Source organism: Polaromonas sp. (assembly GCF_010365105.1).
Lineage (GTDB): Bacteria > Pseudomonadota > Gammaproteobacteria > Burkholderiales > Burkholderiaceae_C > Polaromonas.
In genome coordinates this window covers 49577-66011 of sequence record NZ_JAAFGZ010000003.1, presented here as the reverse complement: position 1 = coordinate 66011, position 16435 = coordinate 49577, and the positions used below count along the sequence as shown (strand labels likewise).

Annotated in this window: 17 protein-coding genes; 11 read left to right on the top strand and 6 right to left on the bottom strand. The window is 64.7% G+C overall.

What is annotated here, in order from left to right; translation table 11 throughout:
* The first annotated feature begins 4 nt into the window (after window positions 1-4).
* The 9 genes from GZ092_RS02780 to GZ092_RS02740 are packed head-to-tail and all read left to right on the top strand — an operon-like array spanning window position 5 to window position 7672.
* On the top strand, window positions 5-880 hold the full coding sequence (locus GZ092_RS02780; RefSeq protein WP_293634195.1) for a helical backbone metal receptor: 876 nt from the start codon (window positions 5-7) through the stop codon (window positions 878-880).
* Entirely contained in the window at window positions 877-1896 is a 1020-nt protein-coding gene (locus GZ092_RS02775) for an iron ABC transporter permease (RefSeq protein WP_293634194.1), read from the top strand. Before GZ092_RS02780 ends, GZ092_RS02775 begins: the two co-directional genes overlap by 4 nt.
* A 23-nt stretch (window positions 1897-1919) precedes the next feature.
* Window positions 1920-2687 carry an ABC transporter ATP-binding protein gene (locus GZ092_RS02770; protein ID WP_293634340.1) on the top strand — a complete coding sequence of 256 codons (768 nt, stop codon included), beginning with the start codon at window positions 1920-1922 and terminating at the stop codon, window positions 2685-2687.
* 19 nt (window positions 2688-2706) lie between these two features.
* Window positions 2707-3288, top strand: coding sequence for a cob(I)yrinic acid a,c-diamide adenosyltransferase (gene cobO, locus GZ092_RS02765; protein WP_293634193.1), 582 nt, complete (start codon window positions 2707-2709; stop codon window positions 3286-3288).
* 4 nt (window positions 3289-3292) lie between these two features.
* Window positions 3293-3985 (top strand): 5,6-dimethylbenzimidazole synthase, encoded by a 693-nt coding sequence (gene bluB / locus GZ092_RS02760; RefSeq protein WP_293634192.1) that lies wholly within the window; start codon window positions 3293-3295, stop codon window positions 3983-3985.
* A gap of 7 nt (window positions 3986-3992) precedes the next feature.
* Window positions 3993-4976 carry an adenosylcobinamide-phosphate synthase CbiB gene (cbiB, locus tag GZ092_RS02755; protein WP_293634191.1) on the top strand — a complete coding sequence of 328 codons (984 nt, stop codon included), beginning with the start codon at window positions 3993-3995 and terminating at the stop codon, window positions 4974-4976.
* Window positions 4976-6016, top strand: a complete 1041-nt coding sequence (locus GZ092_RS02750; protein WP_293634190.1) for an aminotransferase class I/II-fold pyridoxal phosphate-dependent enzyme — start codon at window positions 4976-4978, stop codon at window positions 6014-6016. Before cbiB ends, GZ092_RS02750 begins: the two co-directional genes overlap by 1 nt.
* Before the next feature lie 28 nt (window positions 6017-6044).
* Entirely contained in the window at window positions 6045-6191 is a 147-nt protein-coding gene (locus GZ092_RS02745; protein ID WP_293634189.1) for a hypothetical protein, read from the top strand.
* The gene (locus GZ092_RS02740; protein ID WP_293634188.1) at window positions 6191-7672 is read left to right on the top strand and encodes a cobyric acid synthase; all 1482 of its coding nucleotides are present in this window, start codon (window positions 6191-6193) and stop codon (window positions 7670-7672) included. The genes GZ092_RS02745 and GZ092_RS02740 overlap by 1 nt, the downstream gene beginning before the upstream one ends.
* Before the next feature lie 71 nt (window positions 7673-7743).
* On the opposite strand, the gene GZ092_RS02735 is transcribed toward GZ092_RS02740, so the two are convergent.
* The gene (locus GZ092_RS02735; RefSeq protein WP_293634187.1) at window positions 7744-10533 is read right to left on the bottom strand and encodes a PAS domain-containing protein; all 2790 of its coding nucleotides are present in this window, start codon (window positions 10531-10533) and stop codon (window positions 7744-7746) included.
* A 237-nt stretch (window positions 10534-10770) separates the two neighbouring features.
* Window positions 10771-11199: a hypothetical protein gene (locus tag GZ092_RS02730; RefSeq protein ID WP_293634186.1), complete on the bottom strand. Its 429-nt coding sequence runs from the start codon at window positions 11197-11199 to the stop codon at window positions 10771-10773.
* A gap of 180 nt (window positions 11200-11379) precedes the next feature.
* Here GZ092_RS02730 and GZ092_RS02725 point away from each other — a divergent pair, with 180 nt between their 5' ends.
* Window positions 11380-12027 (top strand): glutathione S-transferase, encoded by a 648-nt coding sequence (locus tag GZ092_RS02725; protein ID WP_293634185.1) that lies wholly within the window; start codon window positions 11380-11382, stop codon window positions 12025-12027.
* Window positions 12028-12176: 149 nt separating this feature from the next.
* Here the strand turns inward: GZ092_RS02725 and msrA are convergent, their stop codons facing one another.
* Both msrA and GZ092_RS02715 read right to left on the bottom strand, forming a co-directional pair.
* The gene (msrA, locus tag GZ092_RS02720; protein WP_293634184.1) at window positions 12177-12962 is read right to left on the bottom strand and encodes a peptide-methionine (S)-S-oxide reductase MsrA; all 786 of its coding nucleotides are present in this window, start codon (window positions 12960-12962) and stop codon (window positions 12177-12179) included.
* A complete protein-coding gene (locus GZ092_RS02715) occupies window positions 12955-13854 on the bottom strand; it encodes a dienelactone hydrolase family protein (RefSeq protein ID WP_293634183.1) in 900 nt (299 codons plus the stop codon). Before GZ092_RS02715 ends, msrA begins: the two co-directional genes overlap by 8 nt.
* Before the next feature lie 152 nt (window positions 13855-14006).
* Here GZ092_RS02715 and GZ092_RS02710 point away from each other — a divergent pair, with 152 nt between their 5' ends.
* Entirely contained in the window at window positions 14007-14831 is an 825-nt protein-coding gene (locus tag GZ092_RS02710; RefSeq protein ID WP_293634182.1) for an NYN domain-containing protein, read from the top strand.
* Between the two features lie 123 nt (window positions 14832-14954).
* On the opposite strand, the gene GZ092_RS02705 is transcribed toward GZ092_RS02710, so the two are convergent.
* Together GZ092_RS02705 and GZ092_RS02700 are read right to left on the bottom strand one after the other, a co-directional pair.
* Window positions 14955-15485, bottom strand: a complete 531-nt coding sequence (locus GZ092_RS02705) for an ureidoglycolate lyase (RefSeq protein ID WP_293634181.1) — start codon at window positions 15483-15485, stop codon at window positions 14955-14957.
* 2 nt (window positions 15486-15487) lie between these two features.
* Window positions 15488-16423: a MurR/RpiR family transcriptional regulator gene (locus GZ092_RS02700; RefSeq protein WP_293634180.1), complete on the bottom strand. Its 936-nt coding sequence runs from the start codon at window positions 16421-16423 to the stop codon at window positions 15488-15490.
* Between the last annotated feature and the right edge of the window lie 12 nt (window positions 16424-16435).

The following is a 16435-nucleotide window of genomic DNA, read 5'->3' as shown; positions in this document are numbered from 1 at the left end:
AACCATGACAATGGTTTTCATGCTGCTGTGCAGCCTGTCCACACTGGCACCGGCACACGCCCTGCAGCTCACCGACGATCGCGGCGTCAGCGTCACGCTGGCGCAAAGCCCGCAGCGCATCGTCAGCCTGTTGCCGTCGCTGACCGAAAGCATCTGCGCGCTCGGGGAGTGCCAGCGCCTGGTAGGCGTGGACCGCTATTCCAATGACCCGGCCAGCGTCAAAATTTTGCCAACAGTAGGTGGCGGGCTTGACCCGAACATCGAGGCCATCGTCGCGCTCAGGCCCGACGTGGTGGTGCTGGCCACGTCGTCGCGCGCCAGCCAGCGCCTGGAGTCGCTGGGGCTGAAAGTGGTGGCGCTGGAGCCCAAGAGCCATGCCGATGTGCAGCGCGTGCTGAAAAAGCTCGGCGCGCTGCTCGACATTCCAGACGCGGCGGGCGCCGACCGCGTCTGGCGCCTTATCGACAGCGGCGTTTCGGCGGCTGCGCAGTCGCTGCCGGCCAGTACCCGCAACACGCGCGTTTATTTTGAAGTCAGTCGCGGGCCGTATGCAGCCGGCGAGTCGTCCTTCATGGGCGAAACGCTGACCCGGCTGGGCATGAAAAACATCATTCCCGCCGCGCTGGGGCCGTTTCCACGCATCAACCCGGAGTTCGTGGTGCGTGCCAACCCCGACCTGATCATGGTGGGCAGCCGCAGCGCCGACGCCATGAAGTCTTACCCCGGCTGGGGCGCCATCAAGGCGATTCGCGAGAAGCGCATTTGTCTCTTCAGCCCCGAGCAGTCCGACGTGCTGATCCGGCCCGGCCCGCGCATGGCCGAGGCCGCGCGCATCATGGCCCAGTGCATCGCGAGCAAGGCCGGGGCTGGCGCCGGATGAGCCACACCTTCACCCGACAGCACCGCAAGGCGTTTTGGCTGGCCATCGGCCTGGCGGCCGCGTCGGCCGCCTTGCTGCTGCTGGGCATGAGCGTGGGCAGCACCGGTTTTGACAGCGTGCTGAACATGCAAAATGATGCGCAGGCGCTGATGATCGTGTCGGAAATCCGCCTGCCGCGCACGCTGGGCGCCTGGCTGGCGGGTGCCTTGCTGGGGCTGGCCGGCGCGGTGGCGCAGGGCTTGTTTCGCAACCCGCTGGCCGACCCGTACCTGCTCGGCAGCGCGTCGGGTGCCTCCCTCGGCGTGGCGCTGGCGATGGCGCTGTTTGGCGTGTCGCCGCTGGCTACGCACTGGCTGGCGCGCATCGGGCTGACCGGCGCGGCGTTTGTTGGCGCCGTGCTGGCCGTGCTGCTCACGTTGCTGCTGGCCAAGGGCGTACAGCACACGCTGCGGCTGCTGCTGGCGGGCGTGATTGTCGGCGTGGTGCTGGGCGCCATCACCTCCCTGATCCTGCTGCTCACGCCCGAGATCATGCAGGCGATGCAGTCCTTCATGCTGGGCAGCACCGGCTTTGTCGGCTGGACCGCCTGCGCCATCATGGCCTCGGTGTTTTCCGCGATGATGCTCGCCGCCTGGATGATGAGCCACGCGCTCGACGGCCTGGCGCTGGGCGAATCCACCGCGCACAGCCTGGGCCTGCCGCTGGTGCAGATGCGCGCCGCGCTGGTGGCGGTGCTGGCATTGGCGACCGGCACGGCGGTGGCGCAAACCGGCTTGATTGCCTTTGTCGGCCTGGCCGCGCCGCACCTGGTGCGCTCGGTCGTCAAGACCACCCACGGCCGGCTGATTGGCCTGGCCAGCCTGATGGGCGCGGTGCTGTTGACCGCCGCCGACATTCTGGCGCGGGGGCTGATGGCGCCGCAGGAGTTGCCCGTGGGTGTGCTGACCGCCGTGCTGGGCGGCACCTATCTGCTCTGGCTGATGCACCGGCATACCGGGCGGGGCAACGGACTGTGACCTTGAATCCACCCATCATTGCCATGAATTTCGTAGCTATGGATGCCCGTCAGATAAGCGCAAGGCTTGGAAATGACGAGGTTTTGCACGGTATTTCGCTGGCCTTGCCGCGCGCCCGCTGGACCAGCATCGTCGGGCCCAACGGCGCGGGGAAATCAACGCTGCTCAAGGTGCTGGCCGGGCTGCTGCCTCACGGCGGCGATGTCACCTTGCTGGGCCAGCCAATGGCCGCCATGCGCGGGCGCGAGCGGGCGCAACAGTTGTCATGGCTGGGCCAGAACGAAAGCTCGGCCGACGACCTGACCGCCTACGACGTGGCCATGCTCGGGCGCCTGCCGCACCAGGCCTGGCTGGCGCCACCCAGCCCCGCCGACCACGCCGCTGTCGAGCGTGCCTTGCGGGCGACGCAAGCCTGGGACTGGCGGGGCAGGGCGCTGGGCCAGCTCTCGGGCGGCGAACGCCAGCGCGTCTTGCTGGCGCGGGCGCTGGCGGTCGAGGCCGAGGTGCTGCTGATGGACGAGCCGCTGGCCAACCTCGATCCGCCGCATCAGGCCGACTGGCTGCTGATGGTGCGCACGCTGGTCGCCAGCGGAAAGACCGTGGTCAGCGTGCTGCACGAAATTTCGTTCGCCTTGCAGGCTGACGAGCTGGTGGTGATGGACCACGGCCGCGTCACGCACCAGGGCGCCTGCCATGACACGGCAACGCACCGCGCGCTGGAGCAGGTGTTTGACCACCGCATTGCCATTTTCCCGCTCGCCGGCCAGTGGATCGCGCTGCCCAAAATTTAACTTTAGAAGCTGCCAAATCATGCAAATCGAAACGCCTCCCGTTGACAAGCCCTATGAAAAACCCGAGGGCGAGCGCCGGGGCCTGCTGATCGTCAACACCGGCGACGGCAAGGGCAAAAGCACCGCCGCCTTTGGCTTGGCCTTGCGCGCCCACGGCCGCCAGCATGTGCATGGCAAAACCGTCAGGATTTTCCAGTTCATGAAGGTGCCCAGCGCCCGCTTCGGAGAACACCGCATGTTCGAGCAACTGGGCATTCCGATTGAAGGCCTGGGCGACGGTTTCAGCTGGAAAAGCCAGGACCTTGAACATTCCGCCCAGCTCGCTCGCAATGGCTGGGAAAAAGCTAAAACCGAAATCCTGAGCGGCGAGAACTTCATGGTCGTGCTCGACGAGCTGACCTATCCGCTGATCTACGGCTGGATGCCGCTGGACAATGTATTGCAGACGCTGCAACGCCGGCCGAAGGATGTGCATGTGGTCATCACCGGCCGTCGCTGCCCGCCCGAGCTCATCGCGCTGGCTGACACCGTGACCGAAATGGCCAAGGTCAAGCATGCGTTCAACGCGGGCATTCCAGCCCAGCGCGGCATTGAAGACTGAGGGCGTGAACACGCCTGCTGACGCCAGTAACGCCTTCAGCCTGCCCGAGCGCCAGGCGGTGTACCGCGCCATTCACGAGCGCCGCGACATGCGCCACTTCAGCGGCGGCACGGTCGCTGACGACCTGCTGCAGCGCCTGCTGTCGGCCGCGCACCATGCGCCCAGCGTTGGTTTCATGCAGCCGTGGCGCTTCATCCGCATCCGCAGCCGGCCCTTGCGTGAAGGAATGCATGTGCTGGTCGAGCAGGAGCGGGTGCTGACCGCGCAAGCCCTGGGCGAGCGCGAGGACGAGTTCATGAAACTCAAGGTGCAGGGCGTGCTCGATGCCGCCGAGGTGCTGGTCGTCGCCCTGCCGCCGGGACGCGAGGCGCATGTGTTTGGCCGCCGCACCTTGCCTGAAATGGACCTGGCGTCCGCCGCCTGCGCCATCCAGAACCTCTGGCTGGCCGCCCGCGCGGAGGGGCTGGGCATGGGCTGGGTGTCGATTTTTTGCCCGGTCCAATTGGCCAAGCTGCTGAACATGCCCGAGGGCAGCAAGCCGATTGCCATCCTGTGCCTGGGGCCGGTCCACGCTTTTTACGACCAGCCCATGCTGCAGGCTGAAAAATGGGCGCGCCGCGCCGCGCTGGCCGACATGGTGTTTGAAGACCATTGGGGCCAGCCCGCCGGGGCGCCTGGCCCGGCTTCGGATTTCTGAGGTGGGGATGTCGCTGGCTTTGGGGCTCGTCATGCCCGTGGTGTTGCTGCTGGCGCTGTGGATCGACCGCCGCTGGGGCGAGCCGCGCGTGGCGATTCATCCCGTGGTCTGGATCGGGCATTACCTCAAGGCCTGCGGACAGGTCACCGTGCGCTGCCCGCCGGCGCCGGCCTTTGTGCTGGGCGCGCTGGCTTGGGTAGCGGGCGCGACGGCGGCTGGCGCGCTGGCCTGGGCGCTGCAGGCCTTGACCTTCTGGCAGCTCGCCCGTTTCGTGGCCCGGCCCGGCATGGAGAACGGGCTGGCCGCCATCGTGCTGATCGCGCTGATGGCGTGGCTGCTCAAGTCCATGCTGTCCTGGTGCATGCTGCTTGATGAAGTGGGCGCGGTCGAGGCGGCGCTGCGCCAGTCGCTGCCCGCCGGGCGCGAGCGGCTGTCATGGCTGGTCAGTCGTGACACGGCCAGTCTGAGCGAAAACCAGGTGCGCGAAAGCGTCATCGAAACCCTGGCTGAAAACCTCAACGACTCGGTGGTCGCGCCGATTTTCTGGTTCGTGTTGTTCGGTCTGCCGGGCGCGGCGGTGTACCGCTTTGCCAATACCGCCGATGCCATGTGGGGCTACCGGGGAACTTACCGGGGCCAGCACTGGGAATGGGCCGGCAAATGGGCGGCGCGCGCCGACGACGTGTTGTCGTGGCTGCCAGCGCGGCTGACGGCCGGGCTGCTGATGGGCGTGACGCGGCAAGCGCAGTTTGGCGCATTGCGGCGTGAAGCGGCCTGCACGCCATCGCCCAACAGCGGCTGGCCGATGGCGGCGATGGCGCTGGCGCTCGGCGTCAGCCTGGGCAAGCCCGGTACCTACACGCTGAATGCCAGCGGGCGCGCGCCACGGGCCGGCGATCTGCCGCTGGCGCAAGAATATGCATCAAAAGTGGTATTTGCGCTTGTCCCGTGTGCGCTGTCAGCTATTTTTTTGGTAGTGTGGGTGATGTGATGCCGAATGCTTTTTCGCCGCAAGGCGCGCGCATTCATGGTGGACCTGACTGCCACGGCGCGGCGCTGCATGACTTTTCCACCAACAGCAACGCCTGCGCGCCGTGCCCGGCGGCACAAGCTGCCGTCCGGCAAGCCGATGCCAGCCAGTACCCCGACGCCAGCTACAGCGCCTTGCGCCGGCAACTGGCCGATTTTCATGACGTGGACGCGGCGCGCATCGTGCTGGCCGGCAGTGCCAGCGAGTTTATTTTCCGCATCACCGCGCTGGCGGCGCAAACCGCGAAAACCGCAGGCGAGGGCGGCGCCGTCTGGCTGCCGCCGCACAGCTATGGCGACTATGCGCAGGCCGCCCGCGCGCACCGGCTGGCGGTCACCGCGCAAGCTGCCGATGCTGATCTGCTGTGGGCCTGCGAGCCGTCCAGCCCGCTGGGTGCCGCGCAGCCGGGTCTGGGCGAGATGGCCGATGCCCGCACCGACAAGTCCCTCTTGGTGCTTGACCGGGCCTACGAACCGCTGCGCCTGCGCGGCAAGCCGTCATTGAATGCCGCACAGTTGCAAACCGTCTGGCAGCTCTGGACGCCGAACAAGGCGCTGGGCCTGACCGGCGTGCGCGCCGCCTACGCCATTGCGCCCGCGGACGCACAGGCGCAAGTCTTTCAGCTCGACCAGCTCAGCCCTTCCTGGCCGGTGGGCGCGCATGGCGTGGCGCTGTTGCAGGCCTGGACCGATCCCGGCGTGCAGGCCTGGCTGGCCGCCAGCCTGGACACGCTGCGCGACTGGAAGGCCCGGCAAATCGCGCTGTGCGAGTCGCTGGGCTGGACCTGCCTGCGCAGCGACGGTAATTTTTTCTGCGCCCGTCCCACCTTGTCCCACGGCCTGAACTTGCAGCAAGCGCTGGCCCGGCTGCGAACCCACGGCATCAAGCTGCGCGACACCGCCTCGTTCGGCTTGCCCGGCTGGGTGCGCGTCAGCGTGTTGCCGCCTGCGGCGCAGGATGCCCTGGCACTGGTTTGGCAGGAATTATGTGTGTCAGATTGACGTACGGTTTTTCAAACTGGAGCCTGTCATGTCCTCAAGCCTTCCCCGCACCGAATCAGCCCGCATCAACCTGCGCACCAGCCCCGAAGCCAAGGCGCTGATTGAGCGCACCGCCGCCAACCTGTTGCCCAACGAAGACGAAATCGTGGCGCGACTTGCCGCCTGGAAAAAATAATGAACATTGTGAAAACCCCTTTGGCGCGCTGCGTCATGGTCCTCGGCACCACCAGCGGCGCCGGCAAGAGCTGGCTGACCACCGCGCTGTGCCGCTATTACGCCCGCCAGGGCCTGAAGGTCGCGCCCTACAAGGCGCAGAACATGAGCAACAACGCGCGTGTGGTGGCGGGCGGCGAGATTGGCAGCGCCCAGTATTTCCAGGCACTGGCGGCCCGCGCCATGCCCGAGGTGCGCATGAACCCGCTGCTGCTCAAGCCCGAAAAGGACACGCAAAGCCAGGTCGTGCTGATGGGCCAGGTGAATGCCGAACTCTCGCGCATGGAATGGCGTGGCCGCAGCCTGTCGGTCTGGCCGGTGGTGGCGCAGGCGCTGGATGCGTTGAGGGCGGAAAACGACGTGGTGGTGATCGAAGGCGCGGGTTCGCCCGCCGAGATCAACCTCAAGTCGTGCGACATCGTCAACATGCGCGTCGCCCTGCATGCGAACGCGGCCTGTCTGCTGGTGACTGACATCGACCGGGGCGGCGCGTTTGCCCATTTGTATGGCACCTGGGCGATGCTCGATGAAGCCGAGAAAAAACTGATCAAGGGCTTTGTGCTCAACAAGTTCCGGGGCGACGCCAGCCTGCTGGCGCCCGGCCCGCAGATGCTGCAGGACCTGACCGGCGTGCCTACGGTGGCCACCTTGCCGATGTGGTGGCAGCACGGCCTGCCCGAGGAAGACGGCGTGTTTGACGACCGCAGCACCGCCGCTGGCGCGGTGACTACAACCGTCGCCGTCATCGCCTATCCGCGCATCAGCAACCTGGACGAGTTCCAGCCGCTGAAGAACGTTCCCGGCGTAAGCCTGAAATGGGTGCGCAGTCCGTCCGAACTGGCCGGTTTGGCAGCGGCCGACTGGGTCATTTTGCCGGGCTCCAAGGCCACCAGCGCCGACCTGGACTGGCTGCGCGCGCAGGGGCTGGACCAGGCGATTGCCGCGCATGCGGAACGGGGCGGGGCGGTGCTGGGCATTTGCGGCGGCCTGCAGATGCTGGGCGAAGCGCTGATCGACCCGCACGGCATCGACGGTAACGGCCCCGGCCTGGGGCTGCTGCCGGTGGTCACGCTGTTTGACGAAACCAAGATCGTGCAGCACCGGCAGGCTGGATTCGGGCCGGTGCGCGGGTTGTGGGGCGCTTTGTCAGGGGTTGGAGTGCAGGGCTACGAAATCCACCACGGCCAGACCGCGCCGCATTCGGCCATGGCCGCTGCGGGCGACATCGCGTATCCGGTCATGCCCGACGGCCTGGCCTGGCAGAACGGCGCCGGCAATGTGCTGGGCCTATATCTGCACGGCCTGTTTGAAGACCCGCGCGTGCTGCAGGCGCTGTTTGGCGCCGCCACGCCGACGCTGGAATCGGTGTTTGACGGGCTGGCTGACTATGTCGAGCGGCATTTCGAGCCCGGCATGCTGGCATCGCTGATTGGCGCGCACTAAAAAGGGCCGGTGGCGGGCAGGCAGTGAAGCCGGCCTATGCCGGTGATGGATATGGATATGAAGTGCGTTTTTCAGGGCGCGGCAGGGCCGCCCGCTGCGGCCAGCAGCTCGTGCAGCAGGGCGATGATCCGGTCGGGTTCGGCGGGCTTGGTCAGGTGACCGTTGAAGCCGGCTTCGGTCGCCCGGTCGCGGTCGTTGTCGTTGCCCCATCCGGTCAGGGCGATGGCCACCGGCTGCCTTGCGACCGGAAGTTGGCGCAGTCGGCGGCAAACCTCGTAGCCGTTCACGTCGGGCAGTCCAATGTCCATCAGCACCGCGTCGGGCATGTCTTTTTCCATGGCGGCCAGTGCCGATTCGCCGGTGTATGCCACGCTGACCCGAAAACCCGTCATCTCCATCATTTCCGCCAGCAGGTCGGCCGCATCGCGGTTGTCTTCCACCACCAGCAAGCGCGCGCCGCCACCATCGGTTGCGGGCGCTTCGGCCGCCGGCGCCGGCACGCTGTCGGGCGCGCCATCGGCGGGCAGCTCGATGCGAAAGGTACTGCCCTGGCCGGGGCCGGCGCTGGCGGCCTGCACGCTGCCGCCATGCAGCAGCACCAGCTTGCGCGTCAGCGCCAGGCCGATGCCCAGGCCGGTATTGCCATGCAGGCCACTGGGCCGCTCCTGAACGAACAGTTCAAAAATTCTTTCCAGGCTGCTGGCCGGAATGCCGCTGCCGTTGTCGCTGACCTCGATGGCCACCGTGCGGCCTTCCTGGGTCACCCGAACGGAAATGCCGCCGCCGGAGGGTGTGAACTTGATGGCATTGGTCAGCAGGTTGATGACGCACTGCACCAGCCGGGTTGCATCGCCGCGAACCGGAATGGGCGGCTGGCCGGTCAGGTGCGTGAGCGTCAACCCGGCGGCATCGAGCGTGGATTGCACCGAATCGATGGCGCTTTGCACCACGGCGCACAGGTCCAGCGTTTCTTGCTGCAAATGTACGGTGCCCTGCGTGATACGTGCGATGTCAAGCAGGTCGTCCACCAGGCGCGTGAGATGCAGCACCTGGCGCTCAATGACGAAGCGTGCCCGCTGGACTGCCTGGTCAGCGGGATTGCGAAGCCGTATCACCTCGACGGCGGTGCGGATGGGCGCCAGCGGATTGCGCAGTTCATGCGCCAGGGTTGCCAGGAACTCGTCTTTCTGACGGTCTGCTTCGCGCAGTTGTTCATTGGCGGCGTTCAACGCATTTTCGGCAATCCGTATGTCGGTGATGTCATGCGTGATATGGCCAGTGCCGTAAACACACCCTTCTGTATTGATCAGGGGAAAGCTGGTGTCGAGATGGTGAAGCGTTCCACCGTCGAGCGGGGTGGACTTTTCGGTCCGGATGGCCAGCCGGGACTGCATTACTTCCAGGTCGTTCTGGCGCAAGACATCTGCAGTGGCTGCGGGCATCAGGTCGTGCATCGTCAGGCCGCATATCGCCTGCCGGCTCATTCCCAGGACCTTCTCCACCTTGTGGTTCACATCCAGGAAGCGGCCGTCGATATCCTTGTAGGCAATCGCGGTGGGAAAGTTGTCCATGGTGCTTTGCAGCAGCTGCTGGCGTTCGCGCAGCGCCTTCTCGGCATGGATGCGGTCCGTGATGTCCAGCTGCGCCACGACGCCGCCCACTACCTCACCGGCAGCGCCGAGAACCGGCGCCGACGACAGCATGGTGAACAGCCGCTCGTTGGGCCGCCCAAAGGGCTCGATCTCGATGATGTCGTTGCAGGTTTCGCCTTGCAGCGAGCGCGCCATGCCCCATTCATGCGCCAGTATGCGCTGACCATGCCGCGCCGATCCATCGGCCCACCAGCCCTTCCATTCGCCATAGCTGGCGACATTTTCCGCGATTGGCACCATCCCCCATATATCTTCAGTGGACTCGTTCATGCGCAGAATCCTGCCTTGTGCATCGGCCACCATGATGCTGGCAGGCACTGCGTTGAAGGTGGCATTGAGCAAACGGCGCTCGGCCTCTGCTGCTTCGGCAGCGCTGACGGCTTCCTTGCGGCTGACATGGAGTGCGGCCAGAGCCACCACCCGGTCAGTTACATCCACCCCGCTGGCTACCAGCGCCGTGATCTGTCCACTGCCCTCGCGCAGCGGGCCGACCTGGAAATCAATCGTGAAGGTCTTGCCGGCACGCGACACTTCAATGTCGAAGCGCGCAGTTTCTCCGGTCGTGGCGCGCTCGATGGCGGCGCGCACATGCTGCTGCTGCTTGACGTCGCCGGCCCACCATGCCGCTTTCCACAAGGGCAGGCCGAGAATCTCATCGCGTCTTATCTCGGCGGCCAGCAAGGCTTCTTCATTGACCTCCTGCACGTTTCCATCGAGGCTGAGGATGCTGACGTACACGTACAGGTTGTCCAGTACCAGCCTCAGCCGCTGGCTGGACTCGCGCAACTGTCGCTCGGTACGGTTCACGCGTGTGAGTGCCGACTTCATGAAATGAATCACCAGGCAGTCGATGAGCAGGATGGCCGAGAAAAAGGACAGTGCGACCAGGTCGGCACCGCTCAGTGCAACCGACCGGTCCGGCTGGATGAAAAAGAACCAGGCCGCCAGAAAGCTCAAGCCGGAGGCAAGCAGCCCGGGGCCGAGTCCCGTCAGGTAAGTGGCAAGGAGTACGGCCGGAAAAAAGGTCAGGAAGGGAAAGCCTTTTTCAGGCAGCACGTCAACCAGTTCGAACCGCGCCGCCAGGGCGACTAGGAAGAAAACCAGCGCCAGCGAGTAACGCTGCCATCGTGGGGATTGAGTCATGCGCTGGGCATAGGCCAGGCCCAGGTAGCGCATCGGCGGGGACGCCTCTGGAGGATTTTGGTACATGAAGTGACGGCGGTTTCAGGAGGCGGCTGGATTGTCAAGGTCGTGCGTTACGCGAACCAGTCCTTGTGTCCCGGCAGTTTCTGGCCAATAAATTTTGATCATATCTTTGGCCGCTTGCAGCCATGGGATTGACGGGAACTTCCCTTAGGGCGCCTGTCAGTTGTTCCTTACAAACCTGTGTCGTCTGCAATCCGTATTTTTGCCTGTTGCATGCCAGCCAGCCCGGATACGGCCAGCCTAGCCAGGCAGGCGTTTCAAGGGGCCAAAACAGGCCTTCAGCGACTCTTCCCGGCAGACGATCAACTGGTCTTTTCGGGGGCTGAGCTGGATGAAGCGCGTCACCGGCTCGCCGGGTGCTGCGTGCAGGTCGCCAGAGCAATCGCGTTTGCCGTTGCTATCGGTCACGGTTTCGGTCAGGCGGTAAAAGCCCAGCAGGCTGGGAATGGCCGCGACTTCGTAGCGGCTTTGTGTCGTCTCTTCGCCGCTGCTGCCCTGGCGCGTGCCATCGGCGCGGTAGTGGAGTTGCTCGGTGCAAGGCTTGTCCGGCAAAGTCCAGGACCAGTTTCCGGTGAGGGGATGGGCTGCGGGCGCAGACGGGAGTGGCTCGGCTGCGTGCGCTGAAAAAAGGCTGCACAGCACAAGGGTAAAAAGCAAAGGCGTTCGCAAAGGGGTAACTCCTGGTGGGTCAAGCAATGGGTTCAGGTCGGCCGGGCCTGTGACGCTGATTATCGGGAAACTGATCTCGCGGTGAATGACCCTGCAGCGGCGCCGTTGTCGCAGCCGTTGCAAGCCTTTGGCCAGACTCCACATAAACTGGCGGTCCCAACTTGAGGAGACATCACTTTCATGCTTACCCTTTGCGGCTTTCCGGTTTCCAATTACTACAACAAGGTCAAGCTGGCGCTGCTTGAAAAAGACGTGCCGTTCAACGAAGAGGTGGTAACGCTGCCCGTTGCCGACGCGGCGGCGCTGCAGGCTTCGCCGCTGGGAAAGGTGCCCTTCCTGCGCACGCCCGAAGGCTGTTTGTGCGAAAGCCAGGCCATCATGGAGTTTATCGAATCGGCTTATCCCGAGCCGGCGCTGCTGCCCGCCGAACCGTTTGCCGCCGCCAAGGTGCGCGAACTCATCACCTTCATTGAACTGCACCTGGAACTCGTCGCGCGAGAACTCTATGGCCAGGCGTTCTTTGGTGGAACGGTGAGCGAAGCAACGCAGACGCGGGTGCGCAGGCAGCTCGACAAAAACATTCCGGCCTTCAGGCAACTGGCGAAATTCTCGCCTTATGTGGCGGGCGAGCGATTCACCCAGGCCGACTGCGCAGCCTTTGTCAGCCTGCCGTTGGTCGGGATGGCCACCAAAGCCGTCCTGGGAGAGGACCTGTTGCTGGCGGCCGGCATCGATTACAAGCCTTACATACGGCTGGTCAGCGAAAGGCCGTCGGCTAAAAAGGTACTGGCTGACCGCAAGGCTTACCAGGCCAGGCCTGCCCACTGAGCTGCGCGCCAGGGTTGGCGCGCAGAAAGGCGCTGATCTCGGGGTTTAAAAAAATCGCAGAGGCGTTTAAAAGCAAAGGCGCAAGGGCATGCGCAGGACCGGGCTTTCAAAGTCGCTGTGCGTTCAGGATCAATGCAGGTCGGCGCCCTTCACCTGCTGCCGATAGCCGCCGCTGCGGCTTGCGAGGCCACCAGCACCGGTGACTCGCGATACACCTCGGGCAGCATCTGCTTCAAGCTGGCAATCTTCGGCAGGTCATAGGTGGCGATGTAGTGCGAATGCGGGTTCAGCGTGGCGTAGTCCTGATGCTGCGCCTCGGCCGGGTAAAAGGCCTGCAGCGGCGTGAGCTGGGTGGCGATCTTGCGCGGAAACACCCTGGCGTCATCCAGCTCGGCCATGTAACGCTCGGCCATCTGTTGCTGTTCTGCGCTGCGGTAAAAAATTGCAGACCGGTATTGCGTGCCGTAGTCCGGTCCCTGCCGGTTCATCTCGGTCGGATCATGCGCCACGGAAAAATAGATTTGCAGCAGCTTGCCGTAGGAAATCTGCTGTGGATCGTAGGTCACCTGCACCGATTCGGCATGGCCTGTCTGGCCCGATGCGACGCGTTCATAGCGAGCGGTCTTGGCCTTGCCGCCGGCATAACCCGACACCGCATTCAACACGCCCTGCGTATGCTGGAAAACCGCCTGCACCCCCCAGAAACAGCCACCGGCAAACACCGCCGACTGGGGTGCAGACACATCGCCGGCCACAAGGTCACGCGTCGGTGCCGGCAACGGGACGGCTGAAGCACCCGAGTTGCTTCGGCCCAGGTAAATGAGCCCGGCGGCGGCCACCACCGCGGCAAATACCAGCCACTTGGCGCCCCGGGTGCCTGAAGGGTCCGGCTTGCGGGCGGCTTGCGTCACCGTATGCAGGAGCTGCTCATCCATTTTTCAGGTTGGCGTTGAAGAATGCCACGGTCCTGTCCCAAGAAAGCCGCGCCGCCGCAGCGTCGTAGCGCGGCGTGGTGTCGTTGTTGAAGCCGTGCTGCGTTCCGGCGTATTGGTGCACCGTGTAGGGGGCACCCGCCGCATTCAGCGCGGTTTCATAGGCCGGCCAGGCGGCATTGATGCGCTCGTCAACGGCCGCCAGGTGGACCAGCAGCGACGCCTTGACCCTGGCCGCTTCCGGTGGCGCAGGGGTGTTGCCGTAAAACGGCACGGCCGCTCCCAGGTCCGGCAGGCGCGCCGCCAACTGGTGGACGATGCCGCCGCCATAACAAAAGCCCACCGCGCCAAGCTTGCCTGCGGCGTCGGGCCGGGACTTGAGCCACTGGCTGGCGGCCAGAAAATCCTCCATTGCCTTTGACTGGTCCAGCGTGGCGAACAGCGTCCGTGCCTTTTCTTCGTCCCCCGGATAACCGCCAAGCGGCGTCAGCGCGTCAGGCGCAAAGGCCATGAAGCCGTCCAGCGCCAGACGCCGTGCAATGTCTTCGATGTGCGGGTTCAGGCCCCGGTTTTCGTGGATCACCAGGACGGCAGGCAATCTGGCCGTGCCCGCGCTGGCGGGGCGGGCCAGGTAGCCCTTGACGCTGCCATTGCCGGCCGGCGATAGCACGCTCGGCCGCTCGGTCTTGAGCCGCGCATCGTCCTGCGGAACCTGCTGGCCCAACGCAAAATTGGGGCTCAGCGCCGCCAGCAGGCCGACGGAAGTGACACCCGCTGTGGCAAATTTTTGCGCCTTCACCAGAAAGCCGCGCCGATCAAGGCTGCCGTGGACGTAGGCATCAAACAGAATCAGCAATTCCTGGTCAAAGTCTTGCGCGGTCAGGCGTGGCGGCATGGAGCGTTCCTTGGGTTAAAAAATTAGCAGAATAAGCCGTGAGCCGTCAAGCCGCCGTGCGCGCTGATCATGGGCATCAAGTCCTGGGGTTATCGCCGCGCGGGCCGGCCGGCGCTGCCTTGTCTGTGCCAGTGTGCCGGCGCGTTAGCATCATGGCTTTGACAGGAGCCTTCATGCGCCAGCGCGCCAGCGAAACCCAAGCCTCGGTGGCCCTTTACTGGGACTTTGAAAACTTGCACGCCAGCCTGTGCGAAGCCCGTCAGGAAGGCGCCTACAGCAAGCAGGACAACCGCTTTCGGGTGCAGGAGCCGCTGATCGACATTCAGGCGGTGGTCGAACTGGCGGCTTCGTTTGGGCCGATTGCCATCAACCGCGCCTACTGCAACTGGCAGTATTTCAGCCGCTACCGCGATGCGCTGCTGCAATGCGCGGTCGAACTGATCCAGCTGTTTCCGCCCGGCGGCTCGGCCAAGAACGGCGCCGACATCAGCCTGTGCCTGGACGCGATGGAAGACATGGGGCGCTTTGGCCATATTGGCACGGTCATCATTGTCGGCGGCGACAGCGACTTCATGCCGGTGTCGCAAAAGGTCAAGGCTGCGGGTCGAACCCTGATCGGCATCGGGACCCGCAAATCGACCAACCGCCACTGGGCCAAGAGTTGCCATGCCTTTCATTACTACGAAGCCTTGCTGGACAGCCTGCAGGCGCCCGAAAGCGCGGTCACGCCATCGGCAGAGTTGCTTTCCGATGATGCCGCCGCCGGATTGCTGAAACGGGCGATTCGCCTGCTGGCGCAAGCCAAGGGCGATGCCTGGGTTAGCCCGCAAGCCGTCTGGCAGATGATCCTGCGGCTGGACTCGACCTTTGATCCGAAGGAGCACGACCACGCGAATTTCCCGGCCATGCTGTCGGCCTTTGGCGCGCTGCTGGAAGTGAGCGAAGCCGGCCAGCCGCCCATGATCCGGCTGCGCTGACAATCGCTTTCAAGCAACGATCACGCTACAAAAAAAATAGCTGAAAATGCATGCTGGACTTGCGCAAAGCAACTTTTTTATGCTGAAAGCCGATGGATGCATGGCATTTGGCGCTCCAACCATTCAGGATGGGCTGTGAGAGCCATCCGTCGGAGCAAGAACACGGATGTGTTCGGGCAGCAGGGCATGCTCTTGCAGGTTGACGCCCGGCCCGCCCCGGTCGACCACCAGGAAATCGGTGGTTTCCTCCAGCGACAGCAGCGGATGGTGCCAGGTGCCGCGTGCGTAGTTCACACCCTGTCCGGGGGCGGCGATGAAGCAGCGTAGCCCTTGCAGATCAGGCGTTTCGACGCCGGGTGCCACCACCACCAGATAAGGCAGGGCTGCCAGCGGCATGAAAGCCTGGCTGCCCAGTGGGTGACGTTCAAGCACATTCAGGAAAAGCGGAAACTGACGCGGTTGCGAGCGAAAAATGCTGATCAGCGCCCGGGCACCAGGCCCCGCCAGGTCGACGCTGGCCAGGTCGTGGTAGCGCTCGGCATGGCCCTGGTTGATGGACAGGCGCTGTGCGCTGTCCTGCACTTCAATCACATCGCCAAACGGCAAAAATGCGGCGGCGGTCAATGCTTCGGGTTTCAGGATGACAGGGTTCATGGCTAGCAGTCAATGTCTTCCAGGACGGTTTCAAACGTTTCGGTGGAACCGGTTCGCTGTTTGCTGCGCTTGCTGAAGGCGACTCCCATGGCCAGCGTTTGCGCCAGGCTCATGGCGGCGCACAGCGAGCGAAAGCCCAGCAGTTCGGCGTCATTGACTTCCAGCACCAGGTCGGCGCCTTGCGCGACGGGGCTGAAGATGGAATCTGTCAGGGCCAGCCGTTTCACGCCGCGCTGGCTCAACTGCTGGCACACCTGCAGGGTGTCGCCGGCGTAGGGCGGAAAGCTGACGGCAATCAGGAGGTGGCCAGCGCTGGCAATCGAAGCCTGTTCGTGGATGCTGCCACCCAGGCCGTTGATCTGCACGGTCGGGCAGCCGACCCGGTTCAGCGCATAAGCCAGGTATGCGGCCACGGCATACGACCGGCGCAGCCCCACGACATGCACCAGCGTGGCCTGCTCGATCAAATCAATCGCGGCCTGCAGCGGCAGGCTCGCGGCGTCGGCGCGCAGATGCTCCAGCGACACCATGTTGGCCTGGCTGAACGCCTGCAGCACCTGCGCCGGATCGTCCGGATGGTCCAGCGTCTGCTCGCCGCCGAAATGCCGGATGCGCTGCGGAAAGCTGGGTTTTCCGGCGTGCTGGAGCGGTTCTCGAAACAGCCGCTGCAGGTCGCTGTAGCCTTCGCAACCCAGGAATTGGGCCAGCCGTATAAATGTCGCGGCCGCCACTTTTGAGGTTCTGGCAAGCGTGGCCACCGGGTTGAGCGCGACCTCGTTGGGATGGTCCAGTGCGTAGCGTGCAGCGGCGCGCAGGCGGGGCGTCAGCCGTTCGCTTTCGCGGCCGATCATCTCGCGCAACTCGGCCAGGTTGGCAGGCCGGGAAAGGCGTTCGGGTCTGGCGGGGGCAGGTGTTCTGGACTGGGCGGTTGGTGTCACGGGGCTGTGCCA